Annotated in this window: 18 protein-coding genes; 10 read left to right on the forward strand and 8 right to left on the reverse strand. The window is 52.7% G+C overall.

Going from position 1 to position 20975, the window contains the following annotated elements; genetic code table 11:
- The 9 genes from tuf to rpoC all read left to right on the forward strand — a co-directional run.
- Window positions 1-975 (forward strand): elongation factor Tu (gene tuf, locus OGY10_RS00130; RefSeq protein ID WP_286575998.1); only part of this gene is annotated, 975 nt, incomplete at its 5' end.
- Window positions 976-1205: 230 nt separating this feature from the next.
- A complete protein-coding gene (gene secE / locus OGY10_RS00135; protein ID WP_003033128.1) occupies window positions 1206-1589 on the forward strand; it encodes a preprotein translocase subunit SecE in 384 nt (127 codons plus the stop codon).
- Between the two features lies 1 nt (window position 1590).
- Window positions 1591-2136 (forward strand): transcription termination/antitermination protein NusG, encoded by a 546-nt coding sequence (gene nusG, locus OGY10_RS00140; protein WP_003033125.1) that lies wholly within the window; start codon window positions 1591-1593, stop codon window positions 2134-2136.
- Window positions 2137-2290: 154 nt separating this feature from the next.
- Window positions 2291-2719, forward strand: a complete 429-nt coding sequence (gene rplK / locus OGY10_RS00145; protein WP_003033122.1) for a 50S ribosomal protein L11 — start codon at window positions 2291-2293, stop codon at window positions 2717-2719.
- Window positions 2720-2722: 3 nt separating this feature from the next.
- Window positions 2723-3430 (forward strand): 50S ribosomal protein L1, encoded by a 708-nt coding sequence (rplA, locus tag OGY10_RS00150; protein ID WP_003033119.1) that lies wholly within the window; start codon window positions 2723-2725, stop codon window positions 3428-3430.
- Window positions 3431-3848: 418 nt separating this feature from the next.
- Window positions 3849-4346: a 50S ribosomal protein L10 gene (gene rplJ / locus OGY10_RS00155; protein WP_001207203.1), complete on the forward strand. Its 498-nt coding sequence runs from the start codon at window positions 3849-3851 to the stop codon at window positions 4344-4346.
- Window positions 4347-4412: 66 nt separating this feature from the next.
- On the forward strand, window positions 4413-4778 hold the full coding sequence (gene rplL, locus OGY10_RS00160) for a 50S ribosomal protein L7/L12 (protein WP_003033114.1): 366 nt from the start codon (window positions 4413-4415) through the stop codon (window positions 4776-4778).
- A gap of 320 nt (window positions 4779-5098) precedes the next feature.
- Window positions 5099-9127 (forward strand): DNA-directed RNA polymerase subunit beta, encoded by a 4029-nt coding sequence (rpoB, locus tag OGY10_RS00165; protein ID WP_003033111.1) that lies wholly within the window; start codon window positions 5099-5101, stop codon window positions 9125-9127.
- A 76-nt stretch (window positions 9128-9203) separates the two neighbouring features.
- Window positions 9204-13427, forward strand: a complete 4224-nt coding sequence (gene rpoC / locus OGY10_RS00170; RefSeq protein WP_003826919.1) for a DNA-directed RNA polymerase subunit beta' — start codon at window positions 9204-9206, stop codon at window positions 13425-13427.
- 102 nt (window positions 13428-13529) lie between these two features.
- On the opposite strand, the gene OGY10_RS00175 is transcribed toward rpoC, so the two are convergent.
- Together OGY10_RS00175 and OGY10_RS00180 are read right to left on the reverse strand one after the other, a co-directional pair.
- Window positions 13530-13847 (reverse strand): PTS lactose/cellobiose transporter subunit IIA, encoded by a 318-nt coding sequence (locus tag OGY10_RS00175; RefSeq protein ID WP_275260664.1) that lies wholly within the window; start codon window positions 13845-13847, stop codon window positions 13530-13532.
- Window positions 13848-13851: 4 nt separating this feature from the next.
- Window positions 13852-14157 (reverse strand): PTS sugar transporter subunit IIB, encoded by a 306-nt coding sequence (locus OGY10_RS00180; protein ID WP_003033102.1) that lies wholly within the window; start codon window positions 14155-14157, stop codon window positions 13852-13854.
- A gap of 1092 nt (window positions 14158-15249) precedes the next feature.
- Here OGY10_RS00180 and cspG point away from each other — a divergent pair.
- Window positions 15250-15462: a cold shock protein CspG gene (gene cspG, locus OGY10_RS00185; RefSeq protein WP_003033098.1), complete on the forward strand. Its 213-nt coding sequence runs from the start codon at window positions 15250-15252 to the stop codon at window positions 15460-15462.
- A 119-nt stretch (window positions 15463-15581) separates the two neighbouring features.
- Here the strand turns inward: cspG and thiH are convergent, their stop codons facing one another.
- From thiH to thiC, 6 genes are read right to left on the reverse strand one after another with little or no spacing between them, the layout of a single operon-like run.
- A complete protein-coding gene (gene thiH, locus OGY10_RS00190; RefSeq protein ID WP_191226547.1) occupies window positions 15582-16715 on the reverse strand; it encodes a 2-iminoacetate synthase ThiH in 1134 nt (377 codons plus the stop codon).
- Window positions 16712-17482, reverse strand: a complete 771-nt coding sequence (gene thiG / locus OGY10_RS00195) for a thiazole synthase (RefSeq protein WP_057068781.1) — start codon at window positions 17480-17482, stop codon at window positions 16712-16714. The genes thiH and thiG overlap by 4 nt, the downstream gene beginning before the upstream one ends.
- A gap of 1 nt (window position 17483) precedes the next feature.
- Window positions 17484-17684 carry a sulfur carrier protein ThiS gene (thiS, locus tag OGY10_RS00200; RefSeq protein WP_016155307.1) on the reverse strand — a complete coding sequence of 67 codons (201 nt, stop codon included), beginning with the start codon at window positions 17682-17684 and terminating at the stop codon, window positions 17484-17486.
- On the reverse strand, window positions 17665-18423 hold the full coding sequence (locus OGY10_RS00205) for a HesA/MoeB/ThiF family protein (protein ID WP_003826902.1): 759 nt from the start codon (window positions 18421-18423) through the stop codon (window positions 17665-17667). The genes thiS and OGY10_RS00205 overlap by 20 nt, the downstream gene beginning before the upstream one ends.
- Window positions 18416-19051: a thiamine phosphate synthase gene (gene thiE, locus OGY10_RS00210; RefSeq protein WP_191226546.1), complete on the reverse strand. Its 636-nt coding sequence runs from the start codon at window positions 19049-19051 to the stop codon at window positions 18416-18418. The genes OGY10_RS00205 and thiE overlap by 8 nt, the downstream gene beginning before the upstream one ends.
- Window positions 19051-20949: a phosphomethylpyrimidine synthase ThiC gene (thiC, locus tag OGY10_RS00215; RefSeq protein ID WP_286576001.1), complete on the reverse strand. Its 1899-nt coding sequence runs from the start codon at window positions 20947-20949 to the stop codon at window positions 19051-19053. The genes thiE and thiC overlap by 1 nt, the downstream gene beginning before the upstream one ends.
- Between the last annotated feature and the right edge of the window lie 26 nt (window positions 20950-20975).

Below are 20975 nucleotides of genomic sequence, written 5' to 3' on the forward strand. Positions count from 1 at the left end.
GACACCCCGACTCGCCACTACGCACACGTAGACTGCCCGGGCCACGCCGACTATGTTAAAAACATGATCACCGGTGCTGCGCAGATGGACGGCGCGATCCTGGTTGTTGCTGCGACTGACGGCCCGATGCCGCAGACTCGTGAGCACATCCTGCTGGGTCGTCAGGTAGGCGTTCCGTACATCATCGTGTTCCTGAACAAATGCGACATGGTTGATGACGAAGAGCTGCTGGAACTGGTAGAAATGGAAGTTCGTGAACTTCTGTCTCAGTACGATTTCCCGGGCGACGACACTCCGATCGTTCGTGGTTCTGCTCTGAAAGCGCTGGAAGGCGAAGCAGAGTGGGAAGCGAAAATTATCGAACTGGCTGGCTTCCTGGATTCTTACATCCCAGAACCAGAGCGTGCGATTGACAAGCCGTTCCTGCTGCCTATCGAAGACGTATTCTCCATCTCCGGTCGTGGTACCGTTGTTACCGGTCGTGTAGAGCGCGGTATCATCAAAGTTGGTGAAGAAGTTGAAATCGTTGGTATCAAAGAGACTGCTAAGTCTACCTGTACTGGCGTTGAAATGTTCCGCAAACTGCTGGACGAAGGCCGTGCTGGTGAGAACGTTGGTGTTCTGCTGCGTGGTATCAAACGTGAAGAAATCGAACGTGGTCAGGTACTGGCTAAGCCGGGCTCTATCAAGCCGCACACCAAGTTCGAATCTGAAGTGTACATTCTGTCCAAAGACGAAGGCGGCCGTCATACTCCGTTCTTCAAAGGCTACCGTCCGCAGTTCTACTTCCGTACTACTGACGTGACTGGTACCATCGAACTGCCAGAAGGCGTAGAGATGGTAATGCCGGGCGACAACATCAAAATGGTTGTTACCCTGATCCACCCAATCGCGATGGACGACGGTCTGCGTTTCGCAATCCGTGAAGGCGGCCGTACTGTTGGTGCGGGCGTTGTTGCTAAAGTAATGAGCTAATTGCCGAATAACATTTGACGCAATGCGCAATAAAAGGGCATCATTTGATGCCCTTTTTGCACGCTTTCACACCAGAACCTGGCTCATCAGTGATTTTTTTTGTCATAATCATTGCTGAGACAGGCTCTGAAGAGGGCGTTTAGTCCGAAACGCACCAGAGCATTTCGGTTTGGATCGCCTCGCTTACGCGGGGTGAAAATGTTTGTAGAATACTTCTGACAGGTTGGTTTATGAGTGCGAATACCGAAGCTCAAGGAAGCGGGCGCGGCCTGGAAGCGATGAAGTGGGTTGTTGTCGCTGTATTGCTGCTTGTAGCTATCGTTGGCAACTACCTCTATCGTGACATGATGCTGCCGCTGCGTGCGCTGGCCGTAGTGATTCTGATTGCCGCAGCGGGTGGTGTCGCGCTGTTGACAACAAAAGGTAAAGCGACCGTTGCTTTTGCCCGTGAAGCGAGAACCGAAGTCCGTAAGGTCATTTGGCCAACTCGCCAGGAAACATTGCACACCACATTAATTGTGGCTGCGGTTACCGCAGTAATGTCACTGATCCTGTGGGGACTGGATGGTATTCTGGTTCGCCTGGTATCCTTTATCACTGGCCTGAGGTTCTAAGATGTCTGAAGCCCCTAAAAAGCGCTGGTACGTCGTTCAGGCGTTTTCCGGTTTTGAAGGCCGCGTAGCCACGTCGCTGCGCGAATATATCAAGTTACAAAATATGGAAGAGCTGTTTGGCGAAGTCATGGTGCCGACCGAAGAAGTGGTCGAAATCCGTGGTGGCCAGCGTCGCAAGAGCGAACGTAAATTCTTCCCGGGCTATGTACTGGTCCAGATGGTGATGAATGACGCAAGCTGGCACCTGGTGCGCAGCGTGCCGCGTGTGATGGGCTTTATCGGCGGAACATCTGACCGTCCGGCGCCGATCAGCGACAAAGAAGTTGATGCGATCATGAACCGTCTGCAGCAGGTTGGCGATAAACCGCGTCCGAAAACGATGTTTGAGCCAGGTGAAATGGTTCGCGTTAGTGACGGTCCGTTTGCTGACTTTAACGGTGTGGTTGAAGAAGTGGACTACGAGAAGTCCCGCCTGAAAGTCTCTGTTTCTATCTTCGGTCGTGCGACCCCGGTAGAACTGGACTTTGCCCAGGTAGAAAAAGCCTAAATAGCGATCAAAAAAGCGGCGATTTAATCGTTGCACAAGGCGCGAGATTGGAATACAATTTCGCGCCTTTTGTTTTTATGGGCCCTGTCCGTAAAACGAATTTAATCACGGGGAGCCTCCTTGAGGCGCTATAACCCAACTAGAGGAATTTAGAATGGCTAAGAAAGTCCAGGCCTACGTCAAGCTGCAGGTTGCAGCTGGTATGGCTAACCCGAGTCCGCCGGTAGGTCCAGCACTGGGTCAACAAGGCGTGAACATCATGGAATTCTGCAAAGCGTTCAACGCAAAAACTGATTCCATGGAAAAAGGTCTGCCGATCCCGGTTGTTATCACCGTTTACGCTGACCGTTCTTTCACTTTCGTTACCAAAACGCCTCCGGCAGCAGTTCTGCTGAAGAAAGCGGCTGGTATCAAGTCTGGTTCCGGCAAGCCGAACAAAGACAAAGTGGGTAAAATTTCCCGCGCTCAGCTGCAGGAAATCGCGCAGACCAAAGCTGCCGACATGACTGGTTCCGACATTGAAGCGATGACTCGCTCCATTGAAGGTACTGCACGTTCCATGGGCCTGGTAGTGGAGGACTAAGAAATGGCTAAACTGACCAAGCGTATGCGCGTGATCCGTGACAAAGTTGATGCAACTAAACAGTATGACATCAACGAAGCTATTGCTCTGCTGAAAGAGCTGGCCACTGCTAAATTCGTAGAAAGCGTAGACGTTGCCGTTAACCTCGGCATCGATGCTCGTAAATCTGACCAGAACGTACGTGGTGCAACTGTACTGCCGCACGGTACTGGCCGTTCCGTTCGCGTAGCCGTATTTGCCCAGGGCGCAAACGCTGAAGCTGCTAAAGCTGCAGGCGCTGAGCTGGTAGGTATGGAAGATCTGGCTGACCAGATCAAGAAAGGCGAAATGAACTTTGACGTTGTTATTGCTTCCCCGGATGCAATGCGCGTTGTTGGCCAGCTGGGTCAGGTTCTGGGCCCGCGCGGCCTGATGCCAAACCCGAAAGTTGGTACTGTAACCCCTAACGTTGCTGAAGCGGTTAAGAACGCTAAAGCAGGTCAGGTTCGTTACCGTAACGACAAAAACGGCATCATCCACACCACCATCGGTAAAGTGGATTTTGACGCTGACAAACTGAAAGAAAACCTGGAATCTCTGCTGGTTGCGCTGAAAAAAGCGAAACCGACTCAGGCTAAAGGCGTGTACATCAAGAAAGTTAGCATCTCCACCACCATGGGTGCTGGTGTTGCCGTTGATCAGTCCGGTCTGACTGCGACTGTGGCGAACTAATATTCGCCTTTACGTGGGCGGTGATTTTGTCTACAATCTTACCCCCACGTTTCTGTTTAAATAAACAGAACTCTATGCGAGTCATTTGAATTGTAGCAAGGCAGCAATTGAGTGAATCGCCGGGAGTGTAGTTAACTACATGACCGGTGTGAACGAGAGTAGCTAACGCGGTTACAGTTCAAAGGGCGAAGTCATAGACAAGATTTGTTCGTTGGAGCCTGGCCTATCCAGGCCTCCGTCGAAGACCGCAGGTGTTTCGTAAGAAACTTAATGCCCTGCGTAGACGGTGACAGAACGCTAAGATTATTTCTGATACTCTGGCTTGTTTCTGCTCACCGTATTTAGACGCTCTTTCCGTTGGGGAGAGTGAAGTGAGTTCCGGAACATGAGTTCCGGCAAACATCCAGGAGCAAAGCTAATGGCTTTAAATCTTCAAGACAAACAAGCGATTGTTGCTGAAGTCAGCGAAGTAGCCAAAGGCGCGCTGTCTGCAGTAGTTGCGGATTCCCGTGGCGTAACTGTAGATAAAATGACTGAACTGCGTAAAGCAGGTCGTGAAGCTGGCGTATACATGCGTGTTGTTCGTAACACCCTGCTGCGCCGCGTCGTTGAAGGTACTCAGTTCGAGTGCCTGAAAGACACGTTTGTTGGTCCGACCCTGATTGCATACTCTATGGAACACCCGGGCGCTGCTGCTCGTCTGTTCAAAGAGTTCGCGAAAGCGAATGCAAAATTTGAGGTCAAAGCCGCAGCCTTTGAAGGTGAATTGATCCCGGCATCGCAAATCGATCGCCTGGCAACTCTGCCGACCTACGAAGAAGCAATTGCACGCCTGATGGCAACCATGAAAGAAGCTTCGGCTGGCAAACTGGTTCGTACTCTGGCTGCTGTACGCGATGCGAAAGAAGCTGCTTAATCGCAGTTATCTTTCTCAAGCATCTGCTTACGTATAAACTTATTCTGATTTTCAGGAACAATTTAAATGTCTATCACTAAAGATCAAATCATTGAAGCAGTATCCGCTATGTCCGTAATGGACGTTGTAGAACTGATCTCTGCAATGGAAGAAAAATTCGGTGTTTCCGCTGCTGCTGCTGTAGCTGTAGCTGCTGGCCCGGCTGAAGCTGCTGAAGAAAAAACTGAATTCGACGTAATTCTGAAAGCTGCTGGCGCTAACAAAGTTGCTGTAATCAAAGCAGTACGTGGCGCAACTGGCCTGGGTCTGAAAGAAGCTAAAGACCTGGTAGAATCTGCTCCGGCTGCCCTGAAAGAAGGCATCAGCAAAGACGACGCAGAAGCACTGAAAAAATCTCTGGAAGAAGCTGGCGCTGAAGTTGAAGTTAAATAAGCCAACTTTTCTGGTTGCAGCCTAAGAAATTAGGCTGATGGCTGGTGACTTTTTAGTCACCAGCCTTTTTGCGCTGTAAGGCGCCAGTAGCATTTCACACTGTTTGACTACTGCTGTGCCTTTCAATGCTTGTTTCTATCGACGTCTTAATATACTGCGACAGAGCATCAGTTCTGTGTAAATCGCAATGAAATGGTTTAAGCGTGATAGCAACAGGCATTGCGGAAAGTATTCGATTTTCCGGTCAACAAAATAGTGTTGCACAAACTGTCCCTTCGTCGGACAGATGGGTCGACTTGTCAGCGAGCTGAGGAACCCTAATGGTTTACTCCTATACCGAGAAAAAACGTATTCGTAAGGATTTTGGTAAACGTCCACAAGTGTTGGACATACCTTATCTCCTTTCTATCCAGCTTGACTCGTTTCAGAAGTTCATCGAGCAAGATCCTGAAGGGCAGTATGGTCTGGAAGCAGCTTTCCGTTCCGTTTTCCCGATTCAGAGCTACAGCGGTAATTCCGAGCTGCAATACGTCAGCTACCGCCTTGGCGAACCGGTGTTTGACGTTCAGGAATGTCAGATCCGTGGCGTGACCTATTCCGCACCGCTGCGCGTAAAACTGCGTCTGGTGATCTACGAGCGCGAAGCGCCGGAAGGCACCGTAAAAGACATTAAAGAACAAGAAGTCTACATGGGCGAAATTCCGCTCATGACTGACAACGGTACCTTTGTAATCAATGGTACTGAGCGTGTTATCGTTTCTCAGCTGCACCGTAGTCCTGGCGTCTTCTTTGACTCCGACAAAGGTAAAACCCACTCTTCGGGTAAAGTGCTGTATAACGCGCGCATCATCCCTTACCGTGGTTCCTGGCTGGACTTCGAATTCGATCCGAAGGACAACCTGTTCGTACGTATTGACCGTCGCCGTAAACTGCCTGCGACCATTATTCTGCGTGCACTGAACTACACCACTGAGCAGATCCTTGACCTGTTCTTTGAAAAAGTTGTTTTCGAAATTCGCGACAACAAGCTGCAGATGGAACTGGTGCCGGAACGCCTGCGTGGTGAAACCGCTTCCTTTGACATTGAAGCTAACGGCAAAGTCTACGTCGAAAAAGGCCGTCGCATCACTGCGCGCCACATTCGCCAACTGGAAAAAGACGATATCAAACATATCGAAGTTCCGGTTGAATACATTGCTGGTAAAGTTGCGGCTAAAGACTACGTTGACGAATCTACTGGCGAGCTGATCTGCGCAGCTAACATGGAGCTGAGCCTGGATCTGCTGGCTAAGCTGAGCCAGTCTGGTCACAAGCGTATCGAAACGCTGTTCACTAACGATCTGGATCACGGTCCGTACATTTCTGAAACTGTACGTGTTGACCCAACCAACGATCGTCTGAGCGCACTGGTAGAAATCTACCGCATGATGCGTCCTGGTGAGCCGCCGACTCGTGAAGCTGCTGAAAGCCTGTTCGAGAACCTGTTCTTCTCCGAAGACCGCTATGACCTGTCTGCGGTTGGTCGTATGAAGTTCAACCGCTCTCTGCTGCGCGACGAAATCGAAGGTTCCGGTATCCTGAGCAAAGACGACATCATCGAAGTGATGAAGAAGCTCATCGATATCCGTAACGGTAAAGGCGAAGTCGATGATATCGACCACCTCGGCAACCGTCGTATCCGTTCCGTAGGCGAAATGGCGGAAAACCAGTTCCGCGTTGGCCTGGTACGTGTTGAGCGTGCGGTGAAAGAGCGTCTGTCTCTGGGCGATCTGGATACCCTGATGCCTCAGGATATGATCAACGCCAAGCCGATTTCTGCAGCAGTGAAAGAGTTCTTTGGTTCCAGCCAGCTGTCTCAGTTTATGGACCAGAACAACCCGCTGTCTGAGATTACGCACAAACGTCGTATCTCTGCACTCGGCCCAGGCGGTCTGACCCGTGAACGCGCAGGCTTCGAAGTTCGAGACGTACACCCGACTCACTACGGTCGCGTATGTCCAATCGAAACGCCTGAAGGTCCGAACATCGGTCTGATCAACTCCCTGTCCGTGTATGCTCAGACTAACGAATACGGCTTCCTCGAGACTCCGTACCGTAAAGTGACCGACGGTGTTGTAACTGACGAAATTCATTACCTGTCTGCTATCGAAGAAGGCAACTACGTTATCGCTCAGGCGAACTCCAACCTGGATGACGAAGGCCACTTTGTAGAAGATCTGGTTACCTGCCGTAGCAAAGGCGAATCCAGCTTGTTCAGCCGCGACCAGGTTGACTACATGGACGTATCCACCCAGCAGGTGGTATCCGTCGGTGCGTCCCTGATCCCGTTCCTGGAACACGATGACGCCAACCGTGCATTGATGGGTGCGAACATGCAACGTCAGGCGGTTCCGACTCTGCGCGCTGATAAGCCGCTGGTTGGTACCGGTATGGAACGTGCTGTTGCCGTTGACTCCGGTGTTACTGCAGTTGCTAAACGTGGCGGTACTGTTCAGTACGTGGATGCTTCCCGTATCGTTATCAAAGTTAACGAAGACGAGATGTACCCGGGCGAAGCAGGTATCGACATTTATAACCTGACCAAATACACCCGTTCTAACCAGAACACCTGCATCAACCAGATGCCTTGCGTATCTCTGGGCGAGCCGGTTGAACGTGGTGATGTGCTGGCAGACGGTCCGTCCACCGACCTCGGTGAACTGGCGCTGGGTCAGAACATGCGCGTGGCATTCATGCCATGGAATGGTTACAACTTCGAAGACTCCATCCTCGTATCCGAGCGTGTTGTCCAGGAAGACCGTTTCACCACCATCCACATTCAGGAACTGGCATGTGTGTCCCGTGACACCAAGCTGGGGCCAGAAGAGATCACCGCTGACATCCCGAACGTGGGTGAAGCTGCGCTCTCCAAACTGGATGAATCCGGTATCGTTTATATCGGTGCGGAAGTGACTGGTGGCGACATTCTGGTTGGTAAGGTAACGCCGAAAGGTGAAACCCAGCTGACGCCAGAAGAGAAGCTGCTGCGTGCGATCTTCGGTGAGAAAGCGTCTGACGTTAAAGACTCTTCTCTGCGCGTGCCAAACGGTGTTTCCGGTACGATTATCGACGTTCAGGTCTTTACTCGCGATGGCGTAGAAAAAGACAAACGTGCGCTGGAAATCGAAGAGATGCAGCTGAAGCAGGCGAAAAAAGACCTGTCTGAAGAACTGCAGATCCTCGAAGCTGGCCTGTTCAGCCGTATCTACGCTGTGCTGGTTTCCGGTGGTGTTGAAGCTGAGAAGCTCGACAAACTGCCGCGCGACCGCTGGTTAGAACTCGGCCTGACCGACGAAGAGAAACAGAATCAGCTGGAACAACTGGCTGAGCAGTACGACGAACTGAAACACGAATTCGAGAAAAAACTCGAAGCGAAACGCCGTAAAATCACTCAGGGCGACGATCTGGCACCGGGCGTGCTGAAGATTGTTAAGGTGTATCTGGCGGTTAAACGTCGGATCCAGCCTGGTGATAAGATGGCAGGTCGTCACGGTAACAAGGGTGTAATCTCTAAGATCAACCCGATCGAAGATATGCCACACGATGCTAACGGTACGCCGGTAGATATCGTACTGAACCCGCTGGGCGTACCATCGCGTATGAACATCGGTCAGATCCTTGAAACCCACCTGGGTATGGCTGCAAAAGGTATCGGCGATAAGATCAACGCCATGCTGAAACAGCAGCAGGAAGTCGCGAAACTGCGCGAATTCATCCAGCGTGCTTACGATCTGGGTTCAGATGTTCGTCAGAAAGTTGACCTGAATACCTTCAGCGATGAAGAAGTTCTGCGTCTGGCTGAAAACCTGAAAAAAGGTATGCCGATCGCAACGCCGGTATTCGACGGTGCGAAAGAGTCTGAAATCAAGGAACTGTTACAGCTGGGTGGCCTGCCGACTTCCGGTCAGATCACACTGTTCGACGGTCGTACCGGTGAGCAGTTCGAGCGCCAGGTTACCGTTGGCTACATGTACATGCTGAAACTGAACCACTTGGTTGATGACAAGATGCATGCGCGTTCTACCGGTTCTTACAGCCTGGTTACTCAGCAGCCGCTGGGTGGTAAGGCGCAGTTCGGTGGTCAGCGCTTCGGGGAGATGGAAGTGTGGGCGCTGGAAGCATATGGCGCAGCATACACCCTGCAGGAAATGCTCACCGTTAAGTCTGATGACGTGAACGGTCGTACTAAGATGTATAAAAACATCGTGGACGGCAACCATCAGATGGAACCAGGCATGCCGGAATCCTTCAACGTACTGTTGAAAGAGATTCGTTCGCTGGGTATCAACATCGAGCTGGAAGACGAGTAACTCTCGATCAAACAGGTCACTGGTGCTGGCGTAACAGCCAGCGCCAGATTGTGCTAACTCCGACGGGAGCAAATCCGTGAAAGATTTATTAAAGTTTCTGAAAGCGCAGACTAAAACCGAAGAGTTTGATGCGATCAAAATTGCTCTGGCCTCGCCAGACATGATCCGTTCATGGTCTTTCGGTGAAGTTAAGAAGCCGGAAACCATTAACTACCGTACGTTCAAACCTGAACGTGACGGCCTTTTCTGCGCCCGTATCTTTGGGCCGGTAAAAGACTACGAGTGCCTGTGCGGTAAGTACAAGCGCCTGAAACACCGTGGTGTGATCTGTGAGAAGTGCGGCGTTGAAGTGACCCAGACTAAAGTACGCCGTGAGCGTATGGGCCACATCGAGCTGGCGTCTCCGACTGCTCACATCTGGTTCCTGAAATCTCTGCCGTCCCGTATCGGTCTGCTGCTTGATATGCCACTGCGCGATATCGAGCGCGTACTGTACTTCGAATCTTATGTAGTTATCGAAGGCGGTATGACTAACCTGGAACGTCAACAGATCCTGACTGAAGAGCAGTATCTGGACGCGCTGGAAGAGTTCGGTGACGAATTCGACGCGAAGATGGGTGCGGAAGCTATTCAGGCCCTGCTGAAGAGCATGGATCTGGAGCAAGAGTGTGAAACTCTGCGCGAAGAGCTGAACGAAACCAACTCCGAAACTAAGCGTAAGAAGCTGACCAAGCGTATCAAACTGCTGGAAGCCTTCGTACAGTCTGGCAACAAGCCAGAGTGGATGATCCTGACCGTTCTGCCGGTTCTGCCGCCAGATCTGCGTCCGCTGGTTCCGCTGGATGGTGGTCGTTTCGCAACGTCGGATCTGAACGATCTGTATCGTCGCGTTATCAACCGTAACAACCGTCTGAAGCGTCTGCTGGATCTGGCTGCGCCGGACATCATCGTACGCAACGAAAAACGTATGCTGCAGGAAGCGGTTGACGCCCTGCTGGATAACGGTCGTCGCGGTCGTGCGATCACCGGTTCTAACAAACGTCCTCTGAAATCTTTGGCCGACATGATCAAAGGTAAGCAGGGTCGTTTCCGTCAGAACCTGCTCGGTAAGCGTGTTGACTACTCCGGTCGTTCTGTAATCACCGTAGGTCCATACCTGCGTCTGCATCAGTGCGGTCTGCCGAAGAAAATGGCACTGGAACTGTTCAAACCGTTCATCTACGGCAAGCTGGAACTGCGTGGCCTGGCCACCACCATCAAAGCCGCTAAGAAAATGGTTGAGCGTGAAGAAGCTGTCGTTTGGGATATCCTGGACGAAGTTATCCGCGAACACCCGGTACTGCTGAACCGTGCACCAACACTGCACCGTCTGGGTATCCAGGCATTTGAACCGGTACTAATCGAAGGTAAAGCTATCCAGCTGCACCCGCTGGTTTGTGCGGCATATAACGCCGACTTCGATGGTGACCAGATGGCTGTTCACGTACCGCTGACGCTGGAAGCCCAGCTCGAAGCGCGTGCGCTGATGATGTCTACCAACAACATCCTGTCTCCGGCGAACGGCGAACCTATCATCGTTCCGTCTCAGGACGTTGTATTGGGTCTGTACTACATGACCCGTGACTGTGTTAACGCCAAAGGCGAAGGCATGGTGCTGACTGGCCCGAAAGAAGCTGAGCGTATCTATCGCGCAGGTCTGGCCTCTCTGCATGCGCGCGTTAAAGTGCGTATCACCGAATATGAAAAAGATGAAAACGGCGAATTCGTTGCGAAAACCAGCCTGAAAGACACGACCGTTGGCCGTGCCATTCTGTGGATGATCGTACCGAAAGGTCTGCCTTTCTCCATCGTCAACCAGGCGCTGGGCAAGAAAGCTATCTCCAAAATGCTGAACACCTGTTACCGCATTCTGGGCCTGAAGCCGACCGTTATCTTCGCTGACCAGACAATGTACACCGGCTTTGCATATGCAGCGCGTTCAGGTGCATCTGTTGGTATTGATGACATGGTCATCCCAGAGAAGAAACACGAGATCATCTCTGAAGCGGAAGCTGAAGTTGCTGAGATCCAGGAGCAGTTCCAGTCTGGTCTGGTAACCGCAGGCGAACGCTATAACAAAGTTATCGATATCTGGGCTGCGGCGAACGATCGTGTATCCAAAGCGATGATGGATAACCTGCAAACCGAAACCGTTATTAACCGTGACGGCGTAGAAGAGCAGCAGGTTTCCTTCAACAGCATCTACATGATGGCCGACTCCGGTGCGCGTGGTTCTGCAGCACAGATTCGTCAGCTGGCCGGTATGCGTGGTCTGATGGCGAAGCCAGATGGCTCCATCATCGAAACGCCAATCACCGCGAACTTCCGTGAAGGTCTGAACGTACTCCAGTACTTCATCTCTACTCACGGTGCTCGTAAAGGTCTGGCGGATACCGCACTGAAAACAGCGAACTCCGGTTATCTGACTCGTCGTCTGGTTGACGTCGCGCAGGACCTGGTTGTTACTGAAGACGATTGCGGCACTCTGGAAGGCATCACCATGACCCCGGTTATCGAGGGTGGTGATGTTAAAGAGCCGCTGCGCGATCGCGTTCTGGGTCGTGTAACTGCTGAAGACGTTCTGAAGCCGGGTACGGCGGATATTCTGGTTCCACGCAACACGCTGCTGCACGAACAGTGGTGTGATCTGCTGGAAGAGAACTCCGTTGACTCCGTTAAAGTCCGTTCCGTTGTATCTTGTGACACCGACTTTGGTGTATGTGCGCACTGCTACGGTCGTGACCTGGCGCGTGGCCACATCATCAACAAAGGTGAAGCAATCGGCGTTATCGCGGCACAGTCCATCGGTGAGCCGGGTACACAGCTGACGATGCGTACGTTCCACATCGGTGGTGCGGCATCTCGTGCGGCTGCTGAATCCAGCATCCAGGTGAAAAACAAAGGTAGCATCCGTCTGAGCAACGCGAAGTCGGTTGTGAACTCCAGCGGTAAACTGGTTATCACCTCACGTAACACCGAACTGAAACTGATCGACGAATTCGGCCGTACCAAAGAAAGCTATAAAGTGCCTTACGGCTCCGTTATGGCGAAAGGTGATGGCGAACAGGTTGCTGGCGGCGAAACCGTAGCAAACTGGGATCCGCACACCATGCCGGTTATCACCGAAGTGAGTGGTTTCGTCCGCTTCACTGACATGATCGACGGCCAGACCATTACTCGTCAGACCGACGAGCTGACCGGTCTGTCTTCTCTGGTGGTTCTGGATTCTGCAGAGCGTACTGCGGGTGGTAAAGACCTGCGTCCGGCACTGAAAATTGTTGATGCTCAGGGCAACGACGTTCTGATCCCAGGCACCGATATGCCTGCTCAGTACTTCCTGCCGGGCAAAGCGATTGTTCAGCTGGAAGATGGCGTACAGATCAGCTCTGGTGACACCCTGGCGCGTGTTCCGCAGGAATCCGGCGGTACCAAGGATATCACCGGTGGTCTGCCGCGCGTTGCGGACCTGTTCGAAGCACGTCGTCCGAAAGAGCCGGCAATCCTGGCTGAAATCAGCGGCATCATTTCCTTCGGTAAAGAAACCAAAGGTAAACGTCGTCTGGTTATCACCCCGGTAGACGGTAGCGAACCGTACGAAGAGATGATTCCGAAATGGCGTCAGCTCAACGTGTTCGAAGGTGAACGTGTAGAACGTGGTGACGTAGTTTCCGACGGTCCGGAAGCGCCGCACGACATCCTGCGTCTGCGTGGTGTGCATGCTGTAACTCGTTACATCGTTAACGAAGTTCAGGACGTATACCGTCTGCAGGGTGTTAAGATTAACGATAAACACATCGAAGTTATCGTTCGTCAGATGCTGCGTAAAGCCACCATCGAAAGCGCTGGTAGCTCCGACTTCCTGGAAGGCGAGCAGGTTGAATACTCCCGCGTCAAGATCGCAAACCGCGAGCTGGAAGCGAACGGCAAAGTGGGTGCAACGTTCTCCCGCGATCTGCTGGGTATCACCAAAGCGTCTCTGGCAACCGAGTCCTTCATCTCTGCAGCATCGTTCCAGGAAACCACGCGTGTCCTGACCGAAGCAGCTGTTGCAGGTAAACGTGATGAACTGCGCGGTCTGAAAGAGAACGTCATCGTAGGTCGTCTGATCCCGGCAGGTACTGGTTATGCGTACCACCAGGATCGTATGCGCCGTCGCGCAGCGGGCGAACTGCCAGCTGCACCGCAGGTAACTGCTGAAGATGCGTCTGCCAGCCTGGCAGAACTGCTGAACGCAGGCCTGGGCGGTTCTGACAACGATTAATCGTTGCCGGCCATAATAAAAAACCCGCTTCGGCGGGTTTTTTTATGTCTATGTTATTTCTGATGGCGTTTATCAGGTCTACGAAGCCATCCGGCAGTGTCATTAATTTATCGGTGGTAACCGCCGATAAAGCTCAATCATATCGCCGGCTAGATCCTGAATCACCATGGCATTCATCAGGTGGTCCTGCGAATGGACGGTGATGAGATTAACCGGTAGTTTGCCGGTGCCCTCGTCAATACCGATCAGCTGGGTCTGGATTTTATGCGCTTGTTTGACGTACTCGCGTGATTCCGTCATCGCTTGTTCTGCACCGCCGAAATCACCTTTACGCGCCAGTTGCAATGCCGTCAGGGCCTGGCTGCGTGCAGCGCCAGCGTTTACCAATAACTCCATGATGATCGTTTCTATCTCTTCCATACCATCACTCCAGTAGTTTCAGCGCCTTATCCAGTACCGCATCACCTTTCATCATGCCGTAATCCATCATGTCGATAACGGCGACCTTTTTGCCTAGTGGGTCGGCGATCGCCTGTAGCTTGGCCTGTTCATACTTAACCTGTGGACCGAGCAAAACGATATCCGCTGTAGCGATATTCTCTTCAAACTCGGCCACCGGGACGGCTTTGATAGTGACGTCGACGCCTTTTTTCTGGGCGGCATCTTTCATCCTTTGCACCAGCATGCTGGTGGACATTCCGGCGGCACAGCATAAAACGATGTTTTTCATAAGCAGTCTCGATCAACATGTGTGAGTTGATAATTATCGCGAGCCAGCTATAGCAACAACTGCTTTGCAACGATTGTGTGCAAGGCATCACAAAGAAAGCCGCTTTTTCTGAAACCGGTTACAAAAAGAGGCGGAACCCTGCGATCTGGACCAGGGCCAGCGGCTTTTTGACTCGCTTATCACATGCTGGAATATATAATTACTGTCAATAAATACATGTTATAAAAAACAGTATTGACAGCGTTTTTTAAACCCGTATGTTAATACTTAACAGCGGAGAAATTGTAGTTTGCTGTTAACGTAGTAAGTGTTAGTAGAGCTTGATTGGGGTTTGCGATAAAGGCCACGAAGTATTTTTTGTATGGGATAGTCGATGCTGAAAACGCTATTTTTTCACTTCGACAATGCTTTCAGGCCACGTAGTTGATATATCTAATCGCAAAAAGTCAGTAAAACGCGACGATGTAACGCCATGATTTATAGTAAATATTTGTGATATCTGCTTTTCTGGTTATCACAAGGGAAATAAGGTAACGCATCAAAGAGTATATGTCGCGAGGGGAAGTGTACTTGTTTAGGTCACCAGTCTTGAGTTCTATTATCAAGCGGGTGGAATGTGTTTAACGGTAAATAGAGGAAAGTTTTAGTTAGTATCAATATCCAATATTATCTGTAGTAAACGTGTACATTTTAAAGTAGTACCATCAGCAGTATTAAATCGTTAAGTTTATTAATGTTAAATTTGAAGTGTGTAGTAACGTAAAGCCCTGACTGCAATAGTCGGGGCTTTTGTTCATTGTAGATCAAGCTGTTATCCAGGATGCTTAGCCGCGATGGTTCAACATTGCATCACTCAGTGGGTATTAAAAAAATTAATGCTTGCTTAATGATTAGAAGTAGGTCTACTATAGCGGCATCGGTTTGGAACACAGACCTTATGCAAGCAGTTTTAGTAAAGCAGTTCTCAGTTCAAGCGTTATCCTCAGATACTCTTCTTCATGAGCCTCCTCCCTAAGTGCCCCATAAGTTAATTTCTGCAAAACAGGCCATCTTCGCTGCATAAGCGGCTCAAAAACATGAAAGGAAGTATCTATGTCTAACAAAATGACTGGTTTAGTAAAATGGTTTAACTCTGATAAAGGCTTCGGCTTTATCACTCCTCAGGACGGTAGTAAGGATGTGTTTGTACATTTCTCCGCTATCCAGAGTAACGATTTTAAAACGTTAGACGAAGGTCAAAAGGTGGAGTTCTCCGTGGAGAATGGCGCTAAAGGCCCGTCTGCTGTTAACGTTGTCGCGCTGTAATCGCCGATAATTTCACGAGCGCTTACGATAGCGATGAAGGCCAGAGCCCGAGCAGTTAAGTGTCAGTGAAGAAAAAACCCGCGAAAGCGGGTTTTTTTGTTTATGCGATTGCTCCTGACCTACGGTACCTGTGAAGCGCGCCCCAGATAGCTGTCCCAGTCTTTCCACACGGGCTGTAAACCCTGGGCCATGAGTGCTTCAGCAACGGCTTCTGGGCGACGATCGTCGTGCGGGGAGAACTGTTCCAGTTCGGGGTGGTTATCGGCATAACCACCGGGCTGGGTTTTTGAGAAGGCGCTGACGTTGTTGATCGCCAACGGGATCACATGGTCACGAAACCATGGCGATTCGCGGGTGGAGAGCGACAGCTCAATTTCTGGCGCCAGTAAACGAAACGCGCAAATGGTCTGGACCAACTGTCGCTCATCCATGATCGATGCAGGCTCAACGCCTCCGGTGCATGGGCGCAGGCGAGGGAAGGAGATAGAGTAACGGCTCTGCCAGTAATGCTGCTGCATCCATAGCAGATGTTCAGCCACCATATAGCAATCAACCCGCCAGCTGTCGGACAAACCAATCAACGCGCCAAGACCGATTTTGTCGATCCCTGCGCGGCCCAGCCTGTCCGGCGTTTCCAGGCGCCAGAAGAAATCCTGCTTTTTCCCTTTTAAATGGTGACGAGCGTAAGTTGCCTCATGGTAGCTCTCCTGATACACCATCACGCCATCCAGCCCCAGCGTCTTCAGCTCTGCATATTCAGCCTCTGACAACGGCTGTACCTCCATCTGTAAAGAGGCGAACTGGCGGCGAATGGCAGGCAAATGGCGACGAAAGTAATTCATCCCCACTTTTGCCTGATGTTCACCGGTGACCAGCAGCAGATGCTCAAAACCCAGCTCACGGATAGCCGCACACTCCCGTGTTATCTCATCTTCGTCCAGCGTTTTGCGTTTGATACGGTTGCTCATCGAAAAACCGCAGTAGGTGCAGTCGTTGGCGCAAAGGTTGGAGAGATACAACGGTACGTAAAAGCTCACCGTGTTACCAAAACGCTGACGGGTGAGCTTCTGCGCCCGCTGCGCCAGCGGCTCCAGATAATCGGCGGCGGCAGGAGAGAGCAATGCCATCAGATCGTCGCGACTAAGATGCGAAGCGTTGAGGGCGCGCTCCACGTCAGCGGCGGTTTTACCGTTGATACGCAGGCGGATGTCATCCCAGTCCAGCTGTCGCCAGCGGTCGCTGAACGTTTTCATGCGAAGGCCTCCAGGAATCCGGTTAACGGGCTGGTGGGACTTGCCTGCGAACTTTTGCTTCCTGGTACCGCCTGGCGTGCCAGCAAGCCAGCTTCAACGGCCAGGCGGAAGGCGGTTGCCATCATCACCGGGCTGTCGGCTACCGCGATTGCCGTATTGACCAACACCGCGTCGGCGCCCATTTCCAGCGCCTGCGTTGCGTGGCTGGGGACGCCGATGCCTGCATCAACCACCACCGGCACGGTCGCCTGTTGGATAATAATCTCCAGCATCGCTTTGGTTTCCAGCCCCTGATTAGAGCCGATGGGCGCGCCGAGCGGCATGACTGCAGAACAGCCTACTTCTTCCAGTCGTTTGCACAGCACCGGATCTGCGCCACAGTAAGGCAGTACCACGAAGCCCTTTTTCACCAGTACTTCTGCGGCTTTCAATGTTTCGATTGGATCGGGTAACAGCCAGCGGGCGTCCGGGTGGATTTCTAATTTCAGCCAGTTTGTGCCCAGCGCTTCACGCGCCAACTGGGCAGCAAAAATCGCCTCTTCAGCGGTTTTTGCCCCCGAAGTGTTGGGCAACAGCGTCACACCAGCGTCTACCAGCGGCGCCAGAATGGCATCGTTGTGCTGACGCAAATCCACGCGCTTCATGGCCAGCGTTACCAGTTGGCTGCCGGAGGCGCGAATCGCCTCGACCATCAGCTGTGATGAAGCAAATTTTCCGGTGCCGGTGAACAGATGCGAATCAAACGTTTTGTCGGCAATACGTAACATATCAACCCCCTGCAATAACCTGAAAAAGCAGGATCTGGTCGCCTTCCTGCACGATTTGCTGCTCCCACTGCTCGCGTGGGAGGATCTGCTGATTGAGCGCCAGCGCCGCGCCCGGTTTAAGCTGATTAAGCGCAGTGAGCAGCCCACTGACGGTTTGTCCTTCGGCGCACTGCATCGGCTCATCATTGAACTGAATCTGCATGTTGCCCTCCGCATACCGGGCAGCCGCTGGCGCGTCGTAGTGCGAAGCTGCGCCACTGGCTGGTTTTACCGTCAAACAGGCGTAGCTCTCCGCTGGGCGTCTCAATACCGCTGAGCAATTTAATCGCTTCCAACGCTTGCAAGGTGCCCATCACGCCCACAACTGGTCCGACGATACCGGCGGTACGGCAGTTGCGTTCGGGCTCTACATCGTCCGGCCACAGGCAGCGGTAACATCCTTGTTCCCACGGGGGCGTCAGCACCATCAGTTGGCCGCCAAAGCCGACGGCGCTGGCGGTGACGAGCGGGGTGTTGAGCGTTACGCAGGCGGCGTTAATTTCCTGGCGCGTGGCCATATTATCGGTACAGTCGAGCACCACATCGGCACGCGCTACCGCATGCCGAAGCGCATCGCCTTTCAGTCGCTGCTGGAGTGACACCAGCTCGATATCTGGGTTGAGCCGCGTCAGGCGCTGCTGGGCAACCTGCGATTTTGAACGTGCGATATCATCAGTGGTAAACAGGATCTGGCGCTGCAGGTTGCTCAGATGAATGTCGTCATCGTCTACCAGCGTCAATTTTCCGATGCCTGCTCCCGCCAGATACAGCGCGGCAGGCGAACCTAACCCGCCTAAACCGACAATCAGCACATGGCTATCGAGTAGCTTTTGCTGGCCTTCAATGGCGATATCGCCGAGCAGGATCTGTCGGCTGTAACGCATAAAGTCGCGGTCATTCATCGCCCACTCCCGCGATATCCAGTAGTTGGGCCGTGGCGACCTGCCAGTCAGCCACCTGGGTAATGGCGCTGACCACGGCAATGCTGCCGACGCCGGTCGCCAGTACCGCCGGGGCGCGCTCAAGGCTGATACCGCCAATGGCGACGGTCGGGTAATCCGCTAATCGTTCAATATGGTTTGCCAGTTGCGTGAGTCCCTGCGGGGCGGAAGGCATCTGTTTGGTTTGCGTGGGGAAAACATGACCCAGCGCGATATAAGAAGGCTTAGCGGCGAGCGCGACGTCGATCTCCATATCATCGTGAGTGGAGACCCCCAGGCGCAGCCCCGCCGCCTGAATCGCCTTCAGGTCCGTGGTTTCAAGGTCTTCCTGGCCCAGATGTACGCCGTAAGCGCGGTGCTTAATTGCCAGACGCCAGTAGTCGTTGATAAACAGACGGGCGTTATAGCGACGACCCAGTTCAATGGCGGCCATAACGTCGGCTTCGACCTCTTCATCACGCTTATCTTTAATGCGCAGTTGGATCGTGCATACGCCCGCCTGCAGCAAGCGTTCAATCCATTGCATGCTGTCCACCACCGGGTAAAGCCCGAGGCGAAACGGCACGGTCGGGAAATCAGGCTGGTACATTACGCCTCCTCTTTTTTGAGGTAGATTTCGCCGCCTTTGGCGCGGAAGTTCTCCGACATATCTGCCATGCCGACTTCAATCGTTTGTGCAGCAGCGTAGTCGCGAACCTCCTGGCTGATTTTCATCGAGCAGAACTTCGGCCCGCACATGGAGCAGAAGTGGGCGACCTTACCGGATTCCTGTGGCAGGGTTTCATCGTGGTAGGCACGGGCGGTGAATGGGTCGAGCGCGAGGTTAAACTGGTCTTCCCAGCGGAATTCGAAGCGCGCTTTCGACATGGCGTTATCGCGGATCTGCGCGCCCGGATGACCTTTTGCTAAGTCAGCTGCATGGGCGGCAATCTTGTAGGTAATCAACCCTTGTTTAACATCTTCTTTGTTCGGCAGGCCGAGGTGCTCTTTTGGCGTGACGTAGCACAGCATCGCGCAGCCAAACCAGCCGATCATCGCCGCGCCGATCCCGGAAGTGAAGTGGTCGTAGCCCGGTGCGATATCGGTGGTCAACGGTCCTAAAGTGTAGAACGGTGCTTCATGGCAGTTCTCCAGCTCTTCGGTCATGTTGCGCTGGATCATATGCATGGGCACATGACCTGGACCTTCTATCATCACCTGCACGTCGTATTCCCAGGCGATTTTGGTCAGCTCGCCCAGCGTATGCAGCTCGGAGAACTGCGCTTCGTCGTTCGCATCCTGAATTGAACCCGGGCGCAGGCCGTCACCCAGCGACAAAGAGACATCGTAGGCGGCGCAGATTTCGCAAATCTCGCGGAAATGTTCGTACAGGAAGTTCTCTTTGTGATGAGAAAGGCACCATTTCGCCATAATTGAACCGCCGCGTGAGACAATGCCGGTCAGGCGTTTGGCAGTCATCGGCACGTAGCGCAGCAGCACGCCCGCGTGAATGGTGAAGTAGTCGACGCCCTGTTCGGCCTGCTCCAGCAACGTGTCGCGGAAGGCTTCCCAGGTGAGATCTTCGGCGATCCCGTTGACCTTCTCCAGCGCCTGGTAGATCGGCACAGTACCGATCGGTACCGGACTGTTACGCAGGATCCACTCGCGGGTTTCGTGGATATAGCGACCGGTGGAGAGATCCATCACCGTGTCCGCGCCCCAGCGCGTCGACCACACCAGCTTCTCTACCTCTTCTTCAATGGAGGAGGTGACGGCAGAGTTACCGATGTTGGCGTTAACCTTCACCAGGAAGTTGCGACCGATAATCATCGGCTCGGATTCCGGGTGGTTGATGTTGGCAGGAATAATCGCACGGCCCGCGGCCACTTCATCACGCACGAATTCCGGCGTGATGTTTTCCGGCAGGCGTGCACCATAGTTCATCCCCGGATGCTGGTGACGCAGCACTTCACTGCGAATGCGCTCGCGGCCCATGTTTTCACGGATGGCGATGAACTCCATCTCCGGGGTCACTATTCCCTGGCGGGCGTAGTGCAGTTGGGTGACTCGCTTACCCGCTTTGGCGCGCTTTGGCGTCAGCAGGCCGGTGAAACGCAGCTCGTCCAGGCCATCGTCGGCCAGACGTTCTTTGGTATAAGCGGAACTCCGGTCGTCTAATTCTTCGCTATCGTTACGCGCCGCAATCCACGGCTGGCGCAGCTTTGCCAGACCCTGCTGGACGTTAATCGCCACGTCAGGATCGCCATACGGTCCGGAGGTGTCGTATACCGGAACGGCTTCGTTCTCTTCGAACTGCGGGTTGTCTTTGCTACCGCCAGTCAGCGTTGGGCTGAGCTGAATTTCGCGCATCGGAATGCGAATATCCGGCTGCGAACCGGTAATATAAATGCGTTTTGAGTTAGGGAAGGCGGTCCCTTCCAGGGTATCGATAAAGTGTTGGGCTTGAGCGCGCTGTTCGCGGCGTGATGGTTTAGTAGTGGCAGACATAGCTCATTCCAAATAAAAGTAAGGAT

This window comes from Citrobacter sp. Cpo148 (assembly GCF_030332375.1).
Classification (GTDB): Bacteria; Pseudomonadota; Gammaproteobacteria; order Enterobacterales; family Enterobacteriaceae; genus Citrobacter; species Citrobacter portucalensis.

What these genes read in the sequence shown, in the direction of transcription:
- secE (WP_003033128.1), top strand. Translation starts at nt 1,206, where the DNA reads ATGAGTGCGAATACCGAAGCTCAAGGAAGCGGGCGCGGCCTGGAAGCG.
- nusG (WP_003033125.1), top strand. Translation starts at nt 1,591, where the DNA reads ATGTCTGAAGCCCCTAAAAAGCGCTGGTACGTCGTTCAGGCGTTTTCC.
- rplK (WP_003033122.1), top strand. Translation starts at nt 2,291, where the DNA reads ATGGCTAAGAAAGTCCAGGCCTACGTCAAGCTGCAGGTTGCAGCTGGT.
- rplA (WP_003033119.1), top strand. Translation starts at nt 2,723, where the DNA reads ATGGCTAAACTGACCAAGCGTATGCGCGTGATCCGTGACAAAGTTGAT.
- rplJ (WP_001207203.1), top strand. Translation starts at nt 3,849, where the DNA reads ATGGCTTTAAATCTTCAAGACAAACAAGCGATTGTTGCTGAAGTCAGC.
- rplL (WP_003033114.1), top strand. Translation starts at nt 4,413, where the DNA reads ATGTCTATCACTAAAGATCAAATCATTGAAGCAGTATCCGCTATGTCC.
- rpoB (WP_003033111.1), top strand. Translation starts at nt 5,099, where the DNA reads ATGGTTTACTCCTATACCGAGAAAAAACGTATTCGTAAGGATTTTGGT.
- OGY10_RS00175 (WP_275260664.1), bottom strand. Translation starts at nt 13,847, where the DNA reads ATGGAAGAGATAGAAACGATCATCATGGAGTTATTGGTAAACGCTGGC.
- OGY10_RS00180 (WP_003033102.1), bottom strand. Translation starts at nt 14,157, where the DNA reads ATGAAAAACATCGTTTTATGCTGTGCCGCCGGAATGTCCACCAGCATG.
- cspG (WP_003033098.1), top strand. Translation starts at nt 15,250, where the DNA reads ATGTCTAACAAAATGACTGGTTTAGTAAAATGGTTTAACTCTGATAAA.
- thiH (WP_191226547.1), bottom strand. Translation starts at nt 16,715, where the DNA reads ATGAAAACGTTCAGCGACCGCTGGCGACAGCTGGACTGGGATGACATC.
- thiG (WP_057068781.1), bottom strand. Translation starts at nt 17,482, where the DNA reads ATGTTACGTATTGCCGACAAAACGTTTGATTCGCATCTGTTCACCGGC.
- thiS (WP_016155307.1), bottom strand. Translation starts at nt 17,684, where the DNA reads ATGCAGATTCAGTTCAATGATGAGCCGATGCAGTGCGCCGAAGGACAA.
- OGY10_RS00205 (WP_003826902.1), bottom strand. Translation starts at nt 18,423, where the DNA reads ATGAATGACCGCGACTTTATGCGTTACAGCCGACAGATCCTGCTCGGC.
- thiE (WP_191226546.1), bottom strand. Translation starts at nt 19,051, where the DNA reads ATGTACCAGCCTGATTTCCCGACCGTGCCGTTTCGCCTCGGGCTTTAC.
- thiC (WP_286576001.1), bottom strand. Translation starts at nt 20,949, where the DNA reads ATGTCTGCCACTACTAAACCATCACGCCGCGAACAGCGCGCTCAAGCC.